Origin of the sequence: Brevibacillus agri (assembly GCF_004117055.1) — a bacterium.
Classification (GTDB): Bacteria; Bacillota; Bacilli; order Brevibacillales; family Brevibacillaceae; genus Brevibacillus; species Brevibacillus agri.
The window spans coordinates 827,114-848,746 of record NZ_CP026363.1 but is presented as its reverse complement, the minus strand read 5'-3'; the positions used below and the strand labels follow the sequence as shown (position 1 = coordinate 848,746).

The following is a 21,633-nucleotide window of genomic DNA, read 5'->3' as shown; positions in this document are numbered from 1 at the left end:
TGATTTATTTTTCTTATTGTTATAGTTGTTTTATGCTTTGGTTGTCAAATCTGTTCGAGGAGTGATCGCAATGGCCTCCCCGCTGCATGAAAGCGCGCCATTGAACGACAACGACCAGGCATCTGTCAAAGCTGAAAGCAAGCCTCACAACATACCTGCCCCTGTTTCCTTCTGGCTCGGCGGTGTCGCCTTCACCTTTGTCATCGCGCTACTGGGTTACGGCTTAGCTTACATTCCCGGCTTTGACCGGGTCGGACCGTTGGCCTGTGCCATCCTGATCGCCGTGGCCTATCGCCAGTTTTGGGGATATCCGGAGCCGCTGCGGTCAGGGATTCAATTTTCCGCCAAGCGTTTGCTGCGGCTCGCCATCATTTTGTACGGACTGAAGCTGAATATGGGCGTCGTTTTGCATCAAGGACTTGGACTGCTTGTCTACGACGCAGGAGTCATCGTTTTTTCCATCGCGCTCACCATGCTGATCGCCAAATGGCTGAAAGCCGACACCTCGCTCTCGCTCATGCTCGGCGTAGGAACCGGAGTCTGCGGAGCAGCGGCCATCGCTGCCGTCTCGCCGATCATCCAGGCCAAAGACGAAGATACCGCCATTGGCGTAGGCATCATCGCGCTCGTCGGAACCGTTTTCGCAATCGCCTACACCGTCCTGCGCCCTTTTCTGCCTATGACTGCCGTCGATTACGGGATGTGGTCGGGCATCAGCCTGCATGAAATCGCCCACGTCGCACTCGCGGCCGCGCCTGCCGGGCAGGACGGCCTGGCAATGGGACTGTTGGCCAAGTTGGGACGCGTGCTCCTGCTGGTCCCGCTCTGTTTTCTCTTGATGTTCTGGATGAAGCGCAGCGGGAAAAGGCAAGGCGCAGCCAAAATCGAGTTTCCCTGGTTTTTGATCGGCTTTCTGGTCATGAGCCTGTTCGGAAGCTACGTGCTCGGCAAGCACATTCCTGTCTCCGCCGCCTTCAACGCCGGAGTGGCCCAATTGACCACCTTCGTGCTGACCATGGCGATGGTCGGTCTCGGACTGAACGTCAACCTGCGTGCCCTGCGCTCAAAAGCGGCAAAGCCGCTGATCGCCATGTCCATTACCTCGATCCTGTTATCCGCGCTGTCCTACATGCTGATCTAGCCTGTGGAGAACCCATCATCGCCTGGTGCGCAGCCAGGCGTTTTTTTGTGGATAAGGACAAAGCTTATCCCCATATGTTGATAACAGTGTGAACATCTCACCTGGAGGCGTCCATATGTTGAGTCGCTTTTTTCAAACCCGTCCGAACATCCTGTTGATAATTGTCGATCAGGAGCGCTATCCGCCCGCTTACGAGGAAGCCTCTGTGCGGGCATGGCGCGATGCAGAGCTTCCCGCTCATTCTTTTTTGCGCAGCCACGGCCTGGAGTTCAAGCGCCACTACGCAGGCGCGACAGCCTGCTGTCCCAGCAGGGCCACGCTGTTTACCGGGCAGTACCCGTCCCTGCACGGCGTCACCCAGACGAGCGGCGCCGCCAAAAGCTCCCCTGACAGCGACATGTTTTGGCTCGATCCAAACACCGTGCCTACCATGGGCGACTACTTCCGCGCTCTCGGCTACCGCACGTATTACAAAGGCAAATGGCACATATCCGATCGCGATATTTGGGTACCGGGCACGCACCTGCCCATCCTGAGCTACGATTCCGGCACAGGCATGCCCGACCCGGAAAAGGAGCGCCTGTACTGGCTCGCCAATCGGTTAAACGACTACGGCTTTTCCGGCTGGATCGGCCCTGAGCCGCACGGCAGAGCCCCGCACAATTCAGGCTCATCAGCCGCCATCGGCGTAAACGGCCGGGACGTGGTGTACGGCAGCGAGGTTGTCAGCCTGCTCGGTTGGCTCGATCAGGAAAAAAGTCGGCTCACACGCCCGGAGACGTACCAGCCGTGGCTCATCGTCGCTTCTTTTGTCAATCCACACGATATCGCCCTCTATGGGGATATCTCGGCACAAGTTCCGCTTTTTCGCTTTGAAGTAGAGCCATCCGTGCCCGCAATCGCTCCGCCTCCGACCCGGCACGAATCGCTTGAGACGAAGCCGCGCTGCCAGGCGAGCTATCGCGAGGTTTATCCACAAGCGTTCCAGCCGATCTCAGACGAGCCTTTTTACCGCCGCTTGTATTACCAGTTGCAAAAAAATGCCGATCAACAGATCATGCGCGTGCTGCAAGCATTGACGGCAACGTCCTTTTACCCGGAAACATTGATTTTGTTCACATCCGACCACGGCGAACTGCTGGGGGCACACGGCGGGCTCCATCAAAAATGGTATTGCGCCTACGAGGAAGCGATTCACCTCCCGCTCATCATCCACAATCCGCTGCTTTTTCCACAGCCTCTGTCTACCGAAATGCTGACCAGCCATGTGGATATCCTCCCGACCCTGCTCGGCTGTGCCCATGCGGATGTGGCGGCCATTTCCGCAGAATTGCAGTTGACTCACAGCGAAGTCCGCCCGCTTGCGGGAAAAGATTTCTCTGCGCTGATTCTCGGCAACGGCGAAACAGACGCAAGCGATACCGGGCCGCTATACTTCATGTCGGAGGATGATGTGACAAAAGGACAGCACCAGATCAGCCTGTTCGGCCAGCCCTATCACTCCGTCATCGAGCCGAACCGAATCGAAACCGTCATAGCCTGCCTGCCGTCTGCTGGACATGGACACCGGGAGTTGTGGAAATACTCTCGTTACTTCGCGGTGCCCCCATCACCTGCCGAGTCTTCCCCGGCCATCGAACCCGAATACGAATTGTACAATCTCAGCACAGATCCATCTGAAATGCGCAATCTCGCCGCACCTGCCTATGCCAATCCTTCCGCAGAGCCTGTGCGCCGCCAGATGGAGCGGATGCTGGTCGAACAGCGAGAGCAGAAGCGGCTCACGCCTCGACGCGCGTCACGGCAGCAAGGCAACGGAGCGCACTCTTGAAGAAAGCAAGCTTGCTGTCACGAAGCGCTTTGCTTTGTGTCAAAAGAAAAACCCCCTTTCTGACAGGGGGTTTTTCCGGAATTTATCCTTCTTGCGACAGCAACACTTTTTCCAGCGCAGCAATCGCTTCGTTCTCGTCTACGCCATCGGCAATCAGGGTAATTTCCTCCCCTTTGGCGATCGCCGAAGCCATGATGCCCATGATGCTCTTTCCGTTGACCGTCTTTTCCTGTTTGACGATCTTGATCTCGCTGGAAAAGGACGTGGCCATCTTCACAAAATTAGCTGCCGGTCTCGCATGCAAGCCGTGCGGCAATTGGACTACAATTTTCTTCTCCACCATCCTGTTGTGCCTCCTTAGATGTCTTCTTGCAAAATTGTTTCTTTGACAAACGCTTCTACCTGCGCGGATGTGCTCATCTGCAAAATCGCGTCGATATGCTTTGCCATTTCCTCCCGGCTCAACTGGCTGATCTGCTTGCGGGCTGGCAAAATGCTGCTCGCGCTCATGCTGAACTCGTCGAGGCCGAGTCCCAAAAGGATCGGTACGGCAACAGGATCGCCTGCCATTTCTCCGCACATCCCTACCCATTTGCCTTGGCTGTGCCCTGCCTCGATGACGTTGCGCAACAGCCGCAGGACCGCAGGGTGATACGGCTGGTACAGGTAGGCTACCCGTTCGTTCATTCGATCCGCTGCCATCGTATATTGAATCAGGTCGTTGGTTCCGATGCTGAAAAAGTCTACTTCCCGCGCGAATACATCTGCCATCATGGCGGCAGCAGGGATCTCAATCATGATACCCACTTCGATGCGATCGGATACAGCGACTCCGCTGTTTTGCAAGCCCTGCTTCTCTTCTTCCAGGATCGCTTTGGCCGCGCGGAACTCCTCCAGCGTCGCTATCATCGGAAACATGATCTTCAGATTGCCATGCGCGCTCGCCCGCAGCAGGGCGCGCAGTTGCGTGCGGAACAGCTCCTGTCTGTCGAGACACAGCCGGATCGCGCGATAGCCGAGGAACGGATTCATCTCCTCCGGCATGTCCAGATAGGAGAGGTGCTTGTCGCCCCCGATGTCCAGCGTGCGGATGACGACAGGCTTGTCGCCCATGCCCGCGAGCACCTGCTTGTAGGCGAGGTACTGCTCTTCTTCTGTCGGGAAATCATCCCGTCCCATGTATAAAAACTCGGTGCGGAAAAGGCCAACCCCTTCTGCGCCGTTTGCGAGCGCGCCTGCCACATCGGCCGGGCTTCCGATATTGGCCGCCAGCTCCACGTGATGCTGATCTGCCGTAATGGTCGGGTTGTGGACCAGCTTTTCCAGCTCGGCCTTTTGCTCGGCGTACTCCGCCTGCTTCCTCGTATAGAGCGCGATCTCTTCCTCGCTCGGGTCGATGATGACCACGCCTTCATGCCCGTCCAAAATAACGAGTGTAGACGGCTGAACCGCGCTTGTGATCGTCTGCGTCCCGACCACGGCCGGAATCTCCAGGGAACGCGCCATGATCGCGGAGTGCGAAGTGCGTCCGCCAATGTCGGTCACGAAGCCTTTTACATAGCGGCGGTCAAGCTGCGCCGTGTCCGACGGAGTCAAATCCTCCGCCACAATGATGACTTCCTCTGTCAAAGAGCCGGGATGAAAAAAGTTCACTCCAAGCAAATACGCCAGGACACGCTTCGTCACGTCGCGAATGTCGGCTGCCCGCTCGCGCATGTAATCGTTGTCCATCTGTTCGAACAAGCCGATAAACGCCTGCGCGACGTCGTGCAGGGCGCTTTCTGCGTTCGTCATTTCTTGTGTAATCTTGTCTTTTACGGTGTCGACAAGCTCAGGGTCCTCCAAGACAAGCAGGTGGGCTCTGAAAATGTCGGCCTGCTCCGCGCCCATCTCTTTTTCCACGCGCAGCGCAATTTGCTGCAAGTCTGCCTTCGCCCGTTCCAGCGCTTCCTCGAAACGATGAATCTCACTGGCAGCATCTTCTACCGCTACCGTCTTGATTTGCATGTCAGGAGCGGTCAGCAAAAACGCCTTGCCGATGGCTACCCCTGCGGAAGCTTTTACCCCTACGATTTTTTGGGACATTCCTTGCACCCACCTTTCTTTACTTGGTACTGGTCCACTCCTGCATCAGCCGGGCTTGTCTGCGCACCACTTCCTCCAGCGGATGGCCTGCCGGAATGCCCGTGTTGTTGTGCAACGCATATTCCCACCCGAACAGTTTCAAGTCTGACTGGATGCGCACCGCTTCTTCGTCCTCTGGCGAGTCGAACAACAGCGCTGCGGCAATCGCCAACCCCAAATGCTCGGGACTGATTCCTCTCTCCATGCATTCCAGCGCAGGGCCTACCAGCCGATCGTGGCGGGACAGCTTGCGCAGCGGCGAACGCCCTACCCGGACCACTTCGTCCGAGAGCAGCGGATTCGTGAAGCGCGCCAATATTTTCTCGATATACTGCGTATGCGCCTGCTCGTCAAAGCCGTACTTGGCTACCAAAAGCGCTCCTGTCTCCTGCAAGGCGCCTCTCGCAGCCTTCGCCACCTTCTCGTTTTGCATCGCTTCATCAATCGTTTTCAATCCCAACTGATAGCCGAGATACGCAATCACGGCATGGCCGGTATTGACGGTAAACAGCTTTCTCTCGATGTACGGAGCCAAATCGTCTACATAGGTGACGCCTTCGATCTGCGGCACGTCTCCTACTAACTGCGAACGGTCCACGACCCACTCGAAAAACGGCTCTACCACAACGAGCAGCTTGTCTTCATGCTGCTGGATCGGCACGATGCGGTCTACCGCCGCATTCGGGAAACCGATCAACTCCGTCGCCTGTGCCTGCAGCTCTGCGGAGAGCCCCGCGAAAACGTGCTCCTTCAGCTTGGCGCTCCCGCCAATCATGTTTTCGCAGGCGATTACATTGAGCGGACGCGGATTGTCTGCCAGTCGCTTCGCAATGCCTGCCGCAATCGCTCCCGAAATCTGCCCGAGGACGTTTGGCCCTACAGCCGTAGTCACCAGATCGGCGGAAGCGATAGCAGCAGCGACAGCTTCGACATCCTGCCCGTGAATCGCCCGCACTCCTTCCACGACCGACTGGGGATTTCCTGCTGTTGCCAATTGCACGTGATACATTTTTCTCTGGTTCAGCTCGTCGACCAGCGCTGTGTTCACATCGACAAACACAACCTCGTAGCCTGCCTGTCTCAACAGTTGCCCGATGAAACCGCGCCCGATATTGCCTGCTCCGAAATGGACTGCCAGCATGAGCGACTACACCTCCTCGGTGAACATCGCCATGATTTCTTCTGCTGTAGAGGCTTGGACGATCCGCTTCACGTTTTCTTCCTCAGAGCAAAGGATGGCGATATTGGACAGCACCTCCAGATGCTCATCGCCTACTGCCGCAATCCCGACCAATAGGTACGCCGTATTCCCTTCGCCAAAATCGACGCCATCCGGCACCTGCACAACCGAGATTCCGGTGGATTGGATCTCTGCCTTTGCTTCGTTCGTTCCGTGCGGGATCGCTACGCCGCTGCCGATGTAGGTGGTCGCCAGCTCTTCGCGCTCCAGCATTTTTTCCACGTATTGAGCCGTCACGTGTCCGGCGCGAACCAGCAGCTCGCCTGCCAGTCTGATCGCTTCTTCCTTGTTCGCTGCCTTTGCATTCAGCATGATTTTCTCTGTGGTCAGTATGTTTTTCATTTTGTTCTCTCCCATCCTGTCTTTTTCAGGCAAAAGGCATATAGCCTGCCTGCTATATAATCAGCAATGCGCTGTGGTTCTCCTGTCTGCAACAAGTTCTGCATGTCTTCCTCGATCAAAAGTGAGCTGACCTCGCTGAGCACCTCCAGCCCTTCCTTGGGCACTTCCTTTGGCCCCAGCAGAAGCAGCAGCAGGTCAACCTGCATCTCCTCTTCATCCATCGAGCGAAGCAATACGGGCTGCTCCAGGCGGTGAAAAGTGAACGACGCTTTCTGCACCGCCTCGTTTCTGCCGTGGAACAGCGCCATGGACGTGCCGGGGATGCCTAGCCCGCCGAGCTTTTCGCGTGCGATCAATTGCTCGACGACCGCCTCTGCCGCAAGGACGGTTTCCCGTTTTTCCAGCTCTGTGCAAATGTCCCGCAAAAGAGCTGGCATATCGTGCTGGCTGTTACTGACGCGCTGTCCCCATAAGCCATCGAGAATTTGATTGGCGTAAGTGGCATAGAGCTGCATCGCCTTCAACTGCTCCTGCGACTGCCTGCCAGGCGGCACAATTTTGCTTTCCTTTTTCGCCGCCCCCACCTGGACCGGGCGGTTGTGCAGATGAAACTTGATTTTTTGAATGTCGTCCTGCGGCAGCAGCGGGCTGACGACTACGTATTCTGCCGGGTCAAGCGCCAGCGGCAGGGTGGAAATAATCAGATCGTAGTCGCTGCGCGGCACGTTGCCCAGATCAAACATGGACAAGTTGCGCAAGCTGACGATCTCGGGAATTTCCTTTTTGATGCGCGTCGCCAAAATCTTCGACGAGCCGATGCCGCTGGAGCAGACGACCAGTGCGCGATAGCGATGGTGCTCCAGCCGCCCCCTCTCCAGCGCTGCCCCCAGATGCATGACCAGATAGCCAACCTCTTCCTCCGGCACTTGCAGCTCAGGCAGGAGGACCGCCACCACCTCCTTCGCCACCGTAAACAGCTCCGGGTAGTTTTGCTTGATCTGGCCGAGGATCGGATTGTGAATCTCCATCTGACGCCTGAGCCTGTACAGCGCCGGCTCCAGATGCGTCAGCAGGCCATGAAACAAAGACGTGTCCTCCCGCAGCGAAAGCCCCAGACGCTCTTCGCACAGGGCAATGAAGCGTGCGGTCAAGGCGGCCAGCTCGGTATTTTCCGGCCAGACGGCGTCCTCGGGGGACTGCCGCAGCTTCGCTCCACGCAAATGCATCGTAATATAGCCGATTTCATCCTGCGGAATCTCCATCTGAAAGATGTGCTGCAGCCGTTCCATGATGTTTTTGGCGACGACGTATTCGGGGGTTCCCGCCAGCTCGCTCAGCGTATGCTCGTCGAAGCGAATCTTTTCGCCTTTTTCAATCCGCTCCATCGCCAGTGCCAAATGCGCGACCAGGCCGATATAGGCGCTGTCCGCGAGCGGATACGGCAGCTCGGCTTCGAGGTGGCTCAGGGCATTTTCCACCTTCATCAGCTTTTCCCGGTCGATCAGTGACAAAAGCCGCCGGGAAATCGAGTCCATGTCCCGCGAAGATTTGTTTTGAATGTTTTCCTTAATAATCCCGATCAGCTCGTGGTCATCGAGATGCTCGGCAATCAAACGGCTGATCGCCTTTCTTTTGGACGCCTCGTTTCCCAGCAGCTCGACTCCGTATCCTCGCTTTCTCAGCAAGGTCAGGTCGTAACGGCCGAGCAGTTCCTCGAGATCGTCCAGGTCGTGGCTGATCGTGGCGGTCGTTACCTTCAGATCAATCGCCAGCGAAATCAACTTGACGGGTTCTGTGGCTGCCAGCAGGGAGCAGAGGATGATCGCCTTGCGTTCCTCGGCGGTAAACTCCGTCGTCGTCTGGTGCAGGACAGACATTTTCAGCGCCAGCTTTTGCTCGGGTGTGCCTACAACCTCTACCCCGGCCCCCGTCTTGCGCACCAGTTCCAGACCGCTTTCGGCAAACAGCGGGTCGAGGGCGTCCAGCTCCCTGTGGACGGTTCGCGTGCTCACGCCGATTCGCTCGGCGATCTGCGCTACGGTTATGCCCTTTTTCTCCTGCAATAAAATTTCCATGATCGATCGCTGCCGTGAGGATACATGCATGCCCTTGCTCCCTCCTTAACGCCAAAGAGGGAAAACGCTAGCTTTCACTAGCGTTGATCCCCTTTTACCCCAGCCGTTTGACCAACTTGTCATACTCCGGACTATTCAAGAAGTTATCAATGGAGATGTGCTCGGCAGACGGTGCTTTTGCCCGCGCTCTCTCTGTCAGCGACTTGTGCGTAATGACGATGTCGGCATCGTCAGGAATGTCGTTGATCGCGGTGTTGATAACCGTGATCTCGCCAAGTCCGGCATCCTTGAACTTTTTGCGCAGGGATGCCGCCCCCATTGCGCTGGAGCCCATACCAGCGTCGCAAGAAAAGACTACTTTTTTCACATCGGCAGCCACCACTGCTTTCGCCGCCGCTACCTCTTCTCCTTCTGCTGCTGGTTGCTTTTTGCCTTTCAGTTCCTGCATTTTTTCCGTCGCTTTTTCCAACTCGTCCTCATCAGACTTGCCGCCCATTTTCAGCAATGCAGCCGCGATGACGAAGGAAACGACTGTCGCTGCAACAACCCCTGCCAACACTGGCAGCAAGCCGCCCCGCGGAGCCATTGCACTGAGAGCGAAAATGCTACCTGGCGATGGCGATGACACCAGTCCTGCTCCAAGCAGCGTGAAGGTGAAGACCCCTGCCATTCCGCCGCCTATTGCCGCCAAAACGAGGCGCGGATTCATCAAGATGTAAGGGAAGTAAATTTCGTGAATACCACCGAAAAAGTGAATGATAACCGCACCTGGCGCCGACTGCTTGGCGTTGCCGCGCCCTGCCAGCCAATATGCCAATAGGATTCCCAAGCCAGGCCCTGGATTTGTCTCCATGAGGAAAAAAATTGATTTCCCTGTTCTCACTGACTCTTCCAGTCCAATCGGACTAAAAATACCGTGGTTAATTGCATTGTTCAAAAACAGCATCTTCGCCGGCTCGACTAAAATGCTTGCGAGCGGCAGCAATCCTGCATCCACAATCACTTGAACACCGGAAGCGAGTGCTTTGCTAAGACCAGTCACGACCGGACCAATCGCTAGGAATGCTATTATCGCAAGCACCCCCCCAATTATTCCCGCCGAAAAATTGTTAATCAGCATTTCAAAACCAGAACGAATTCTGCCTTCAAGTAGTTGGTCCACTTTTTTCATGATCCAACCACCGAGAGGTCCCATTATCATTGCTCCCAAAAACATCGGGATGTCTGATCCAACTATAATCCCCATTGTGGCAACGGCCCCTATGACACCGCCACGTACATCGTGAATCATTTTCCCACCCGTGTATCCGATCAAAAGCGGTAGCAGATACGTAATCATTGGAACAACCAACTTGGCCAGTTCCTCATTAGGCCATCGCCCCGTGGGGATAAACAACGCCGTAATCAGTCCCCAGGCGATAAACGCACCGATGTTCGGCATCACCATCGCACTGAGAAACCGCCCAAATTTTTGTACCGAGACTCGCACACCGCCGGAAGATTGGTTCTTTGTCGCCAAGTTCTCCATACTGGACCCTCCTTTACCCTCTCTATAAATTGTTGACAAGATTAAATTAATAATGTGCACACCTCAAATATAAAGCGTTTACATAAGCGTCACAACAAAATCAAAGCGCGAATTTGTCGTTCTCATTGTTGCCAAAACTTAATAACCGGCACACATAAAAAAGACTCCAGCCCCCAAAGCCGAAGTCTCTTCTCCTTAAAAATCTTCTCTTTCCACCTTCATTACTTTTCCCGTTTCCGCATTGACCTCTACTTCGTACACCTGGTTCTGGTCGGTCAAAATGATGAACTCGTACACAAGCACGCCGTTTTCCGTGTCCAGCTCCGCGTGCAGCACGCGGCCTTGCACTTGCTGCAGGGCGATTTGCCTTGCCTGCTCCTGCGTAATACGCATCGGCTCTACTGCTGCTGTCTGGGTGTTTACTGCGTGAATCGGCGCAGGTATTGCCGCTCCGAGTGCCACTGCCAGCGCGACTGCTGCGGTCCAGGGGATTGGGGTTTTCATGGATGGGCTTCCTCCTTTGATGTATCGCATAACAAATCATTCAGTAGTCTGACCAATCTGCTCGGTTACATGCAAGTGAAAGCCTCTGTTCATCACTCTAAGCTTTACAAAGTGATACTCGTTCACTCCACAAGAAGGATTGGCTTGTCCAGCTTTGGATTTTCAAAGCCAGGCATTTGCACTTCTGCAAACATAACAATAGAAGTTGAATAGTTATCTTGAAGTTATCCGAACTCGTATTAAGCACGATTTTGATGATTTTGTGAAAGGATTCATACTAGGACGTGTCTGAAAACTAAAGAAAATGTGGTATGATTTAGGAAAAACGAATGGAGCAACGAGCATGATTCAAAGACGGTACGAAATAAACGATGAACAGTGGGAACAAATTCAGGACATGTTCCCCCCCTATCGAACAGGACGTCCGTCCAAATTAAGTAATCGTACCATGTTTAATGCCATTCTTTGGATTGCCCGAAGTGGTGCGGCTTGGCGAGATTTGCCGGAAGAACGTTATGGTTCATGGAAAACGGTCTACAGTCGCTTCTGCAAGTGGAGAGATACCGGATTACTTGTCGCCATCTTCCAAGCTCTTCACGTAGAACCTGACTTTGAAAACTTGAGCATCGATTCTACATCGGTCAAAGCTCATCAACACAGTGCGGGTGCTAAAAAAACGCAGAAGGACACGAAGTAAATCAGCACATAGGCGTCAGCCGTGGCGGAAAGACAACCAAACTTCATACCGTCGTCGATGGATTAGGGAATCCCCTCGCTTTTCTTCTCACGGGGGGGCACGTCTATGATTCCGTTCCAGCGATCAATTTGCTTCAAGGGTTTGATCTTACGGGAAGCCATATTGTTGGTGACAAAGCCTACGGCTCAGAAGGCATTCGGCATTGGATTACGGCTAAGCAGGCAGCGTACACCATCCCGCCTAAAGCGAATAATAAAAATCCTTGGAAAGTGGATTGGTACCGCTATAAAGAACGGCACTTGGTGGAGTGCTTCTTCAATAAAATCAAACATTTTCGACGAATCGCTACTCGTTACGACAAGCTGGCCAAATCATTCCTAGCGTTTGTATATGTCGCGTCCATCTTTAAACTAACTCAATAATGAGTTTTCAGACACATCCTAGATTATGTAATTAAAAAATATAAAAGTAAAATTTCTCAGGATGGATTTAAGAATGGTGAACAAGCATTTAGTGTTATTGGTAGTGACGGTAGAAAATATAAACTTGTAATAAAAGGTGGTAAGGTAATCACCTTCTATCCAGATGGCTGGAACATTGCGAAAATTGAATAGCAAAGAAATAAAAGATTTTTGATCTAAATGATAACAAGGAGGAAAAGTCAATTCTCCTCCTTGTTGGATTGTATAGGGGGGATATTAATGGAGGTAATTTCCTATCTCAAATATCCGGATAAAAAATTTGACAGATTCCCACCGGAAAATGAACTTGGGACATTCTTTTTTGATATTGATTCTGATGAGCTTACCCTTATTAACGATATAAGGGTGGGTATTAGAGGCTTCATTTTGATGAAATGTGACAATACTCTAATTTTGAACTCCCAACTATACGGCTGGGTCGATGCCTTATGGATTACATTACTTGAGATCGTTGAAAAACTTATTAAATTTGGATACGGTAGTAAGCTAATCGGTTCGATTAATAAAAGAATCATTGTGGAATCACTCTCTGAGAATGCATTATGCTTAACAGTTACTGCTAATCAAGAGATTACTCACCGAGCTTTTATTCCTTCCCAGGAAGAATTTATTCATGCAGTAATTGATGGTTCCAGCCTGTTCTTTGGTAGAATTAAAGAACAATTGCGCACCGATTCCTACGATGATGTCATCCAATTCATTAACTGCTTAAAAGGCAATATGAAAAATTTTTCTCCTGTCGAAAAGTATTACCATTATCCTCAAAGCAATCTAAAGGTAAATGACCTCTTATACAATTATTCTACCGATTGGATGAAAATGTTTGATAAGGAACGGGAATATTTGGAAAGTATCATTACTGAACCGGGTGTAGTAATTCAACATATTGGAAGCACTACTATGCAAGCTGTATCTTCTCGCCCAATTGTTGACATACTCATTGGAACTCAAACATCCCTATCAGCAGAAATGGTTTATGACGACCTGAAACATGACTACTTCAGTACAGAAGATTTCCCAGGCCCAATGCCTATATTCTACTTAACAAAAGCTACACCCAAAGAGGTCTATTATAATGTCTTTATCACCACAATAAATAGTTCATTTTGGGAGTCTGTATTAAATTTTAGAGATCTGATTAATTCAAACGATCAATTAGCCAAACAATTTAATGAAATGAAAATTAGTGCTAGTAATATTAGCTATGCAAAATATCAAACGCAAAAAAATCAATTTATTACGAGTATACTAAAACATAATGGATAACAACCCATTCCATACAGGCTTCAATGGAAACGTAAAAAGGGGCCGTCTCAAAAGCCGAGATTTCGACTTTGAGATGCCCCTTTTCTTATCCACAGCGCTTACCGCTGCTTGTTATACGGTCTTCCTGCCGACTCGCTGCTGCGGGAGCGGGACTCGCCGCCGCGCGGGCGGGAATCGCCACTGCGAGGACGGAACTCGCCGCTGCGCGGGCGAGGTGGGCGTTTGCCGCCGAAGCCGGAGCCAGAGCCGTATCCGCCTTTTCCTTTCGGGAACGTCTTTTTCTTGCCTACGCGCAGAGGCGCTTCTTCGGTCAGGCGAACCGGAGTCATATCCGGCTCTTTGGTCAGCAGCTTGAGGGCAGCAGACACGAGCGTCACAGAATCAATATCCTCCAGCAATTGCTCCGCCAATGTTTTGTAGGCGCTCAAGTCTTCGCGGCCGGACGCCTCCAAAATTTTCTCCACGGTCAAACGCTGCTGGCCTTCCAACGCTTCTGCCATCGTCGGCACCGAGCGGCGCTCCATGCGGCGGTTTGTCGCGCGCTCGATCAGACGCAGATGGTCGATTTCGCGGGAAGTGACAAACGTGATCGCCAGACCTGTTTTCCCGGCACGGCCCGTACGGCCGATGCGATGAACGTAGCTCTCGGAGTCTTGCGGAATGTCGAAGTTGAATACGTGCGTTACGCCGCTGATATCCAGACCGCGGGCAGCAACGTCCGTCGCCACCAGCACCTCGATCGTGCCTTCCTTGAACTTGCGCAGCACGCTGTCGCGTTTTGCCTGGTTCAAATCGCCGTGGATTCCTTCAGCGCCGTAGCCGCGCTTGGTCAGCGCTTCCGACAGCTCATCTACACGACGCTTGGTGCGCCCGAAAATAATCGCCAGCTCAGGCGAGTGAATATCGAGCAAGCGGCAGAGCACGTCGAATTTTTGCTTTTCGGCAACTTCCATATATTGCTGTTCGATGTTTGGAACGGTGACTTCCTTCGGCTTGACGGAAATCAGTGCCGGCTCTGTCATGAACTGCTGCGCGATTTCCTGAATCGCTCTCGGCATAGTCGCAGAGAACAGCAACGTTTGACGGTTGTCAGGCACTTCTTGCAAAATTTCCTTGATGTCATCAATGAAGCCCATGTTCAGCATTTCATCCGCTTCGTCCAGGACGACGATCTCGATCGCGTCGAGGCGGATGGTTCTTCTGCGCATATGGTCCATAAAACGGCCCGGCGTTGCCACGATGATTTGCGGACGCTTTTTCAGCGCCTTGATCTGGCGGGTAATGTCTTGACCGCCGTAGATCGGCAGCGCGGAAATGTTTTTGAACTGGGCGATCTTGTTGATTTCTTCTGCTACCTGCACAGCCAGCTCGCGAGTCGGCGTCAGGACAACCCCTTGAATGTTGCCGTTGTTTTCATCGAGGCGTTCCACCAGCGGAATCCCGAATGCAGCCGTTTTCCCTGTACCTGTTTGCGCCTGTCCGATCAAGTCCCGGCCTTGCAGAGCAACAGGAACGGTTTGCTCCTGAATCGCAGTCGCCTCTTCGAATCCCATATTGCCAAGCGCTCTTACAACAGAATGATGCAAACCAAAATCATAAAATGTAGTCAATGAACGTCAGTCTCCTTTTACTTTACCTTCTTCTATAAAATCCTCACTAAAAAAGGGCACTATTCCTTACAGCCGGAACATGCCCTTTTATCTCCGATTGTACATAAGCACCCCACAAAGAACATAGCTGTAATCGTACCATGCATCCTGTAAAATTGCAAACGGCATTTGTGCCCATTTTCCTCTAGTCTCAACAGATTGGCGCAGAAACATACCTCCGTTAACTGCAAAAACAAAAGCAGCCCTGCCCGGATCATCCAGACAGGACTGCTTTCTTCCGTCATCGCGCTTTCATACCCGGCACCGCGATTATTTTACCCATTTATGGAACAGCTCGTCGAATTTCCCTTGCAGCTTCATTTCGTCCATCCAGACATCGAGATAGCTGGCGAAAATAAAGTCGCCGCGCGGAATCATGTACGCTTTTTCGCTGCGGGTAAACGGCTTGTCCGTCAGAGCCGCGTACAGGCGGGAATCGGCTTTGGAATACACCATGGCTTCGATCGTGTCGGTAATCATCACATCGTATGTGCCGTTGGCGACAAGGCCAGGGATGTCCAGGTTGTTTTGCACGACAGTAACGGTAGCGTTTTTCAAATGGTCGCGCACGAACTGTTCGTTGGTACCGCCCGGATTCACGCCAATGCGCACTTCTTTTTTATTGATGTCTTCCAGGCTTTTGTACTTGTCCTTGTCCTGCACGCGAATCAGCGGAGCTTTTCCGAACTCGATGTACGGATCGCCCATGTGCGCTTTTTTCTGGCGATCGGTGTTGCGGGTCACGCCGCCGACCGCGATGTCAAATTTGTTCGCCAGCAGATCGTCCATCAGCGTCGGCCAGGAGGTTTGCACGAAGCGCGCTTCTACTCCAAGGCTTTTCGCAAACTCTTTCATCGCGTCGATGTCGTAGCCTTCAAATTCGTTCGTTTTCGGGTTCAAATATGTGAACGGCTTGTAGTCGCCCGGTGTGCCCACGAGAATGTATCCCCGTGCGATAATCTCGTCGAGGCGGGACTCAAACTGTTTGTTTTCCTGTTTTTTGACCGCTTCCACTGCTGCGGTCTGCCCGGTTTGCGCGCCTGTAGTAGCAGCAAACGCTCCGGTTCCAGTCATCAGCATCGTTGCAGCGAGCGCGCTCGCCATCATTCTTTTTGTCCACTTTTTCATTAGTTTCTTCTCCTCCCGATTGTCGATCAGTCTGTCTCATGCCCATCTGCTGTTTCGAGCTGTCTCATCCCTTACATGGCATCCCCCCTTTAACCAGGGACGGGCTTTAGCCTTACAAGGTCTTACAAGGTGAACTTGCCTACGCCCTGCTGCAACTCCTCCGTGACCGTGTTCAACTGCTCGACCGAACGGGCAATGTCCTGAATGGCTTGCAACTGTTCGGCCGTGGCCTCCACGACCTTCTGCGCGTCTTCCGAGGCAAGCTTGGCAATGTTGTACATTTCGTCGACCGAGGCGCTCACCTGCTCAGAGCCTGCAGACATTTCCTCCGATGCCGCCGACACCTCCAAAATATGGGCGGCAACATTGCGCGACGATTCCAAAATATGCGCGAAAATATCCCGCACCTCTTCGATCATCGAAATGCCTTCCTGCGCCTCGCGATTGCCGGTGTTCATCACTTCTACCGCGTGGCGGGTATCCTGCTGGATTTCCCCGATCAGCGCCGCGATTTTCGCAGCCGACTCCTCGGATTGATGCGCCAGATTTTTCACTTCTCCCGCCACGACGGCAAAGCCGCGGCCGTGCTCGCCAGCCCGCGCTGCCTCAATCGACGCGTTGAGCGCAAGCAGGTTGATTTGCGAGGTTAACTGGCTGATCGTATCGAGAATCCCTTCGATCTCCTTGGATCGGCTGTTCAAGCGCTCAATGGCTTCAGCCGCTCTGGTCGTGCCCTCTCCGATGCTGCCCATTTGCCGGACGGCCTGCTCGACGACTGCTGCGCCTTGCTCGGCCTGATCCGATGCCTCGCGCGCCGCTTCGGACACATGCGCGGATGTCTCTGCAATTTTCACAATCCCCGCCGCCATGTCATTCATGGACAAGGCGACGTCCTTGGAGCTGGTAGCCTGTGCCTCGGCCCCGCTGGCAATCTGGTTGATTGACGTCCCGATCCGGTTTACGTTTTCGGTCGCGTGTTCAATTCCTGCCGACACTTCATGCGTAAAGCGCAGCACCTGCTCCGACGATTGCGACACGCCTTCGATCAAGCCTTTCAAGTGCGAGACGGTCTGGTTGAAGTCGCGGGAAAGCACTGCGATCTCATCTTTTCCGGCCACCGTGACCGTCTCTGTGAGATTGCCCTGGGCGACGACATTGACGGCCTGGTTCAGACGCTGGATCGGTCGAACCAAACGAACCGACAGCCAGTACACGAAGACGATGCCCACCGCCAGAACGACCAAGGAAATAGCCAGTAGCTTGATCGACAGTTCGTTGACCGGAGCGTGCAGGTCTTTGGCCGGAGCAGTGATGAACACTCCCCAGTTCAATCTGGTCGAAGCGTAGGAGGCGAATTGCGCCGCTTGTCCCTCTTCGTATTGAATGACTCCGCGGCCGCCTTGTGCCGTTGCTTCAAAGGCGGTTTTCAACTCAGGAATATTGCTGTCGAGCACCGACTGCTTCAAAATGACTTCGCTGTTCGGATGCCAAATATACGTTCCTTTTTTGCTCACCAAAAAGGCATAGCCACTATGTCCGAACTTCTCCTCGGAAACCGTCTTCTGAATCTCGTTGATCGGAATGGTCGAACCGACATAGCCGTATTGGCGATTGTCCTTCATCAGCGGAACGATGATCGTCACGATGTAGTTGCCTGTCCGCTGCGACACGACCGGCTCGGAAACGATGATTTTCCCCTCGCCTCGTCCTGCCTCCTGAAAATGCGGACGATCAGACGGGTTCGTCTCCTCGCCCTTGAAGTTGATGACTTTTTTGCCGCTCAGGTCATAGGAAAAGAAAAACGTCTCAAACTCGGGGTTTTTCTTCTGCGCCTCCTGAATCAGCTTCAAGTCATGGTCGAAATTGTTGTCGGCGGAAATCATCTCTCCGATCGTTTCAACAATTCCGATTTTTTCTTGGAAAAAGCTGTCGATTCTGATGGAAAGATTGCTGGCCGTAAGTTCCGCTTCTTTGTCCAGGCTGGACGACAGCAACTGCGACGAGCTGTAGTAGCTGGCACCGCAGACCGTACCCAAGCTGACAATCAAGAGCAGGCACATGACGACGATCAGCTTTTTCTTCAAACTGGATTCCATCTCACGCTGTACCTCCTATCTTTTTTTGGCAACAAAAAAGACTGCCACCCGGACAGCCTTCTTACGTGTACGGCATGGCAACCCGGCTATCGTAGCAGCAGAAGATGCGCTCTGCTTGCCTTAGACCCGTGGCTTTGCGTCCCTGCCTTTCAACAGGTTTGCCTTTGTCATTTTTTGTCGTTTTATCTGTATAAAAATACTATAGCACAACATCGGAAAAATGTGGGTTAACTTTAAAATAATGGCTTGGATTTTTTTCCACACAAAATCTTTACCCAAATTGTTTGACAAGTAAACTACTTTCTGCGAAATAATTGCGAAAAAATCGCAAAAAGGCTGACACCTTGTTGTTGGTGTCAGCCTGTCGTCCACTTTTGACTTCTTCGTTTAGCTCAGCCCTTCCACGTGGCCGTGCTCATCCACATACAGCGATTCGGCCGCAGGTTTCTTCGGGAGTCCCGGCATCGTCACCAGGCTTCCGGTCAAGGCGACGATGAAGCCTGCTCCTGCCGAAATCCGCACTTCGCTCACCTGAATGGTAAAACCGACAGGGGCGCCAAGCTGATCGGCCCGATCTGTAAAGGAGTACGGCGTCTTCGCCATGCACACAGGCAGATGGGACAGCCCCATTTCCTCTACCTTCTGGATCGTTTTTGTCGCCAGCGACGAAAAGACTACCCCGGAGCCGCGGTAAATTTCTTTGACCACCGTCTCAATCTTTTCCTTCACGCCGAGGTCTTCTTCGTACAAAAAGCGGAATTGCCCAGGGCGCTCTGCCGCGCGCGTCACTTTTTTCGCCAGTTCGATTGCGCCTTCTCCGCCTTCTGCCCACGCCTTGGACAGCGCCGCCTCGGCACCTGCCTCCTGGCACAGCGCCATGACTGCGTCGATCTCCGCTTGGGTATCAGTGGCAAAATGGTTGATCGCTACAACCGCCGGCACGCCGAACTTCTGCAAGTTTTCCAGATGGCGACGCACGTTGGCGAAGCCTTTTTCCAATGCGGCGAGGTTTTCTTCGGCCAAATCCGGCACTTTGATTCCGGCGTTGTACTTCAAGGAACGCACGGTAATGACCACGACTGCTGCCGATGGCGTCAGCCCGGCTTTTCTGCACTTGATGTCAAAAAACTTCTCCGCGCCCAGGTCAGCGCCGAAGCCCGCTTCCGTTACGACGTAGTCGGCCAGCTTCAAGGCTGTCTTCGTGCCGATCACGCTGCTGCATCCGTGCGCGATATTCGCAAACGGACCACCGTGGACGATGACTGGCGTGCCCTCAATCGTTTGCACGAGGTTTGGCTTGATCGCTTCCTTGAGCAGTACGCACATCGCCTCGACCGCATTGATTTCTTCCGCCCGGACTGGCTTGTCTTCAAAATCGTAGCCGATGATGATGTGGTTCAGCCGCTCGCGCAAGTCGGCGAGGTTCTCGCTCAGGCACAAAATCGCCATGATTTCCGATGCGGTCGTAATCATGAAGCCGTCTTCGCGCGTCATGCCGTTGCCGTCTCCCAGCCCGACCACGATATTTCTGAGCGCGCGGTCGTTCATGTCCATCGCCCGTTTCCAGACATTTTTTTCGGATTGATGCCCCGCGGATTGCCGTGGAAAATATGGTTGTCGATCATCGCCGCAAGCAAATTGTGCGCCGCGGTAATGGCGTGAATGTCGCCAGTAAAATGCAGATTGATTTCATCCGCAGGGAGGATTTGCGCCTTGCCGCTTCCGGTAGCTCCTCCTTTTATCCCCATGCACGGGCCAAGGGACGGCTCGCGGAGCGCTGCAATCGTCCTTTTTCCAAGCAGATTGAGCGACTGCGACAAACCAATCGTGGTCAGCGTCTTGCCTGCTCCTGCCGGATTGGGATTCATCGCGGTAACGAGAATCAGCTTGCCATCAGGTCGGTCTTTTATTTTATCCCACAGCTCATCAGAGATTTTTGCCTTATACTTTCCGTAAAGCTCCAGATCCTGTTCATCGATACCTGCTGCCTTGGCAATCTCAACAATCGACTTCATACCTGCCTCCCTGCCTTGCGAAATGTTTATTTACCAATCTTCTACATTCCACATTGCAGTTTGTTCTCCTTTCCGGCGCTCCACTTTTCGCAAAAAGAAAACCTGCATTCTGTTGCGCATTCAGAATGCAGGCTGTCATTATTTGTCGAATATTTTTCCCGGGTTCAAAATGCCGTTCGGATCGAGGACTTGCTTCATCGACCGCATCACGTCCAGCGCCGCTCCGTGCTCCTTGCGCTGGTATTTGACCTTGCCGACTCCGACGCCGTGCTCTCCGGTGCACGTCCCGCCTCTGCCGAGCGCGTACTCTACCAGATGCGCATTCAGCGCCTCGGCGCGCGCCATTTCCTCGGGATCATGGACGTCTATCATCACAATCGCGTGGTAGTTTCCGTCGCCCACATGCCCTAGTACGGCTCCGTCCAGACCCGAGCGGTCAATAGCCTGTCGGGCGTCGACCACTGCTCCGGCCAGTTCGGAAAACGGCACGCATACGTCTGTCACCATCATCTTTTTCCCTGGCGACTTATGCACGAAGGCGTAGGCCAGATTGTGGCGGGCATCCCAGAGCACAGCCCGCGCCTTGGAATCGGTCTCGAACAAAAACTGCGTGCAGCCGTGCTCGGTCGCGATCGTCTGGGCAAACTCGATGTCGTGCGCCAAGCTCTGCTCGCTGCCGTGAAACTCGATAAAAAGCGTCGGGTTTTCCGGGTAGCTCGTCTCTTTGTACAAATTCACCTGGCGAATGGAGCGCTCGTCAACCAGTTCGATCCGCGCCACCTGAATCCCGGCTCCGAGAATATCGACGACAGTATCTACCGCGTCCTGAACTGTCGGGAAGCTGGCCCGCGCTGCCATCGTCACCTCCGGAATCCCGTACACGCGCAGCGTCAGCTCGGTGAACACACCCAATGTCCCTTCCGAGCCGACGAACATTCCGGTCAGGTGATACCCGGACGAAGACTTGGCTGTCATGCTGCCCGTATGGATGATACGGCCATCGGCCAGCACCACTTCCAGATCGCGAACCTGATCGCGCATCACTCCGTAGCGTACCGAGGTCGTTCCGCTCGCATTGGTGGCCGCCATGCCGCCCAGCGTCGCGTCAGCCCCAGGGTCCACGGAAAAAAACAAGCCGTGCTTTTTCAGCTCGCGATTTAGCTGGGTGCGCGTCACGCCTGGCTGCACCCGCACGAGAAAATCTTGCGGCCGCACCTCCAGCACCTGGTTCATCAGCGAAAAGTCCATGCTGATGCCACCCGCGTACGGAATCGCGTGCCCTTCCAGGCTGGTCCCCAGTCCAAACGGCGTCACCGCAATCCGCTTTTCATTGGCCAGCTTCAGGATTGCGCTGACCTCTGCCGCCGTCTGCGGAAACACGACTACGTCCGGCAAATGCGGCGTGTGATACGATTCGTCATGGCTGTGGTGCACAAGAACGGTCGGGTTGGTCGTCACCCTGTCTTCTCCTAGCAGACTCACTAATTGCTGTTGATAGTCCACGCATACTCTCTC

At 53.5% G+C, this 21,633-nt stretch carries 15 protein-coding genes, 1 pseudogene and 1 riboswitch; of the genes and pseudogenes, 4 read left to right on the top strand and 12 right to left on the bottom strand.

What is annotated here, in order from left to right; genetic code table 11:
* Positions 1-70: 70 nt before the first annotated feature.
* Both BA6348_RS04305 and BA6348_RS04300 read left to right on the top strand, forming a co-directional pair.
* Positions 71-1,141 carry a YeiH family protein gene (locus BA6348_RS04305; protein ID WP_007777386.1) on the top strand — a complete coding sequence of 357 codons (1,071 nt, stop codon included), beginning with the start codon at positions 71-73 and terminating at the stop codon, positions 1,139-1,141.
* 115 nt (positions 1,142-1,256) lie between these two features.
* A complete protein-coding gene (locus BA6348_RS04300; protein ID WP_005827502.1) occupies positions 1,257-2,972 on the top strand; it encodes a sulfatase family protein in 1,716 nt (571 codons plus the stop codon).
* An 82-nt stretch (positions 2,973-3,054) separates the two neighbouring features.
* Here BA6348_RS04300 and BA6348_RS04295 read toward each other — a convergent pair whose 3' ends face one another.
* The 7 genes from BA6348_RS04295 to BA6348_RS04265 all read right to left on the bottom strand — a co-directional run bounded on the left by BA6348_RS04295 (position 3,055) and on the right by BA6348_RS04265 (position 10,785).
* The gene (locus BA6348_RS04295; protein WP_005827500.1) at positions 3,055-3,315 is read right to left on the bottom strand and encodes an HPr family phosphocarrier protein; all 261 of its coding nucleotides are present in this window, start codon (positions 3,313-3,315) and stop codon (positions 3,055-3,057) included.
* 14 nt (positions 3,316-3,329) lie between these two features.
* A complete protein-coding gene (gene ptsP, locus BA6348_RS04290) occupies positions 3,330-5,057 on the bottom strand; it encodes a phosphoenolpyruvate--protein phosphotransferase (RefSeq protein WP_007777390.1) in 1,728 nt (575 codons plus the stop codon).
* Positions 5,058-5,076: 19 nt separating this feature from the next.
* Positions 5,077-6,237, bottom strand: a complete 1,161-nt coding sequence (locus BA6348_RS04285) for a mannitol-1-phosphate 5-dehydrogenase (protein ID WP_007777392.1) — start codon at positions 6,235-6,237, stop codon at positions 5,077-5,079.
* Positions 6,238-6,243: 6 nt separating this feature from the next.
* On the bottom strand, positions 6,244-6,678 hold the full coding sequence (locus tag BA6348_RS04280; protein WP_007777394.1) for a PTS mannitol transporter subunit IIA: 435 nt from the start codon (positions 6,676-6,678) through the stop codon (positions 6,244-6,246).
* Positions 6,675-8,783 (bottom strand): BglG family transcription antiterminator, encoded by a 2,109-nt coding sequence (locus BA6348_RS04275; protein ID WP_026557599.1) that lies wholly within the window; start codon positions 8,781-8,783, stop codon positions 6,675-6,677. Before BA6348_RS04275 ends, BA6348_RS04280 begins: the two co-directional genes overlap by 4 nt.
* A gap of 64 nt (positions 8,784-8,847) precedes the next feature.
* Positions 8,848-10,281: a PTS mannitol transporter subunit IIBC gene (locus tag BA6348_RS04270; RefSeq protein WP_007779330.1), complete on the bottom strand. Its 1,434-nt coding sequence runs from the start codon at positions 10,279-10,281 to the stop codon at positions 8,848-8,850.
* A 195-nt stretch (positions 10,282-10,476) separates the two neighbouring features.
* Positions 10,477-10,785, bottom strand: coding sequence for a PepSY domain-containing protein (locus BA6348_RS04265; RefSeq protein WP_025844602.1), 309 nt, complete (start codon positions 10,783-10,785; stop codon positions 10,477-10,479).
* Positions 10,786-11,128: 343 nt separating this feature from the next.
* Here BA6348_RS04265 and BA6348_RS04260 point away from each other — a divergent pair.
* Positions 11,129-11,904, top strand: a protein-coding gene (locus BA6348_RS04260; protein ID WP_170206163.1) for an IS5 family transposase whose coding sequence is annotated in 2 segments (ribosomal slippage) — positions 11,129-11,456 and positions 11,456-11,904 — 777 coding nt in all. Because the reading frame shifts where the segments join, the coding sequence is not laid out codon by codon here.
* Between the two features lie 279 nt (positions 11,905-12,183).
* Positions 12,184-13,230 carry a GrpB family protein gene (locus BA6348_RS04255; protein WP_025846879.1) on the top strand — a complete coding sequence of 349 codons (1,047 nt, stop codon included), beginning with the start codon at positions 12,184-12,186 and terminating at the stop codon, positions 13,228-13,230.
* Positions 13,231-13,328: 98 nt separating this feature from the next.
* On the opposite strand, the gene cshA is transcribed toward BA6348_RS04255, so the two are convergent.
* The 5 genes and pseudogenes from cshA to BA6348_RS04230 form a co-directional block, all read right to left on the bottom strand.
* Positions 13,329-14,840 (bottom strand): degradosome RNA helicase CshA, encoded by a 1,512-nt coding sequence (cshA, locus tag BA6348_RS04250; protein ID WP_026557602.1) that lies wholly within the window; start codon positions 14,838-14,840, stop codon positions 13,329-13,331.
* A 309-nt stretch (positions 14,841-15,149) separates the two neighbouring features.
* Positions 15,150-16,007: a transporter substrate-binding domain-containing protein gene (locus tag BA6348_RS04245; protein ID WP_026557603.1), complete on the bottom strand. Its 858-nt coding sequence runs from the start codon at positions 16,005-16,007 to the stop codon at positions 15,150-15,152.
* A 122-nt stretch (positions 16,008-16,129) separates the two neighbouring features.
* Positions 16,130-18,103 carry a methyl-accepting chemotaxis protein gene (locus BA6348_RS04240; RefSeq protein WP_005835144.1) on the bottom strand — a complete coding sequence of 658 codons (1,974 nt, stop codon included), beginning with the start codon at positions 18,101-18,103 and terminating at the stop codon, positions 16,130-16,132.
* A gap of 73 nt (positions 18,104-18,176) precedes the next feature.
* Positions 18,177-18,276: riboswitch (cyclic di-GMP riboswitch) on the bottom strand.
* Positions 18,277-18,490: 214 nt separating this feature from the next.
* Positions 18,491-20,118: pseudogene (locus BA6348_RS04235) on the bottom strand (formate--tetrahydrofolate ligase).
* Between the two features lie 138 nt (positions 20,119-20,256).
* Complete coding sequence (locus BA6348_RS04230; RefSeq protein ID WP_007779314.1) at positions 20,257-21,621, bottom strand: FAD-binding oxidoreductase; 1,365 nt, start codon at positions 21,619-21,621, stop codon at positions 20,257-20,259.
* Positions 21,622-21,633: the final 12 nt, after the last annotated feature.

What these genes read in the sequence shown, in the direction of transcription:
- BA6348_RS04295 (WP_005827500.1), bottom strand. Translation starts at nt 3,315, where the DNA reads ATGGTGGAGAAGAAAATTGTAGTCCAATTGCCGCACGGCTTGCATGCG.
- BA6348_RS04300 (WP_005827502.1), top strand. Translation starts at nt 1,257, where the DNA reads ATGTTGAGTCGCTTTTTTCAAACCCGTCCGAACATCCTGTTGATAATT.
- BA6348_RS04285 (WP_007777392.1), bottom strand. Translation starts at nt 6,237, where the DNA reads ATGCTGGCAGTCCATTTCGGAGCAGGCAATATCGGGCGCGGTTTCATC.
- BA6348_RS04245 (WP_026557603.1), bottom strand. Translation starts at nt 16,007, where the DNA reads ATGAAAAAGTGGACAAAAAGAATGATGGCGAGCGCGCTCGCTGCAACG.
- ptsP (WP_007777390.1), bottom strand. Translation starts at nt 5,057, where the DNA reads ATGTCCCAAAAAATCGTAGGGGTAAAAGCTTCCGCAGGGGTAGCCATC.
- BA6348_RS04275 (WP_026557599.1), bottom strand. Translation starts at nt 8,783, where the DNA reads ATGCATGTATCCTCACGGCAGCGATCGATCATGGAAATTTTATTGCAG.
- BA6348_RS04280 (WP_007777394.1), bottom strand. Translation starts at nt 6,678, where the DNA reads ATGAAAAACATACTGACCACAGAGAAAATCATGCTGAATGCAAAGGCA.
- BA6348_RS04270 (WP_007779330.1), bottom strand. Translation starts at nt 10,281, where the DNA reads ATGGAGAACTTGGCGACAAAGAACCAATCTTCCGGCGGTGTGCGAGTC.
- BA6348_RS04240 (WP_005835144.1), bottom strand. Translation starts at nt 18,103, where the DNA reads ATGGAATCCAGTTTGAAGAAAAAGCTGATCGTCGTCATGTGCCTGCTC.
- BA6348_RS04305 (WP_007777386.1), top strand. Translation starts at nt 71, where the DNA reads ATGGCCTCCCCGCTGCATGAAAGCGCGCCATTGAACGACAACGACCAG.
- BA6348_RS04265 (WP_025844602.1), bottom strand. Translation starts at nt 10,785, where the DNA reads ATGAAAACCCCAATCCCCTGGACCGCAGCAGTCGCGCTGGCAGTGGCA.
- BA6348_RS04255 (WP_025846879.1), top strand. Translation starts at nt 12,184, where the DNA reads ATGGAGGTAATTTCCTATCTCAAATATCCGGATAAAAAATTTGACAGA.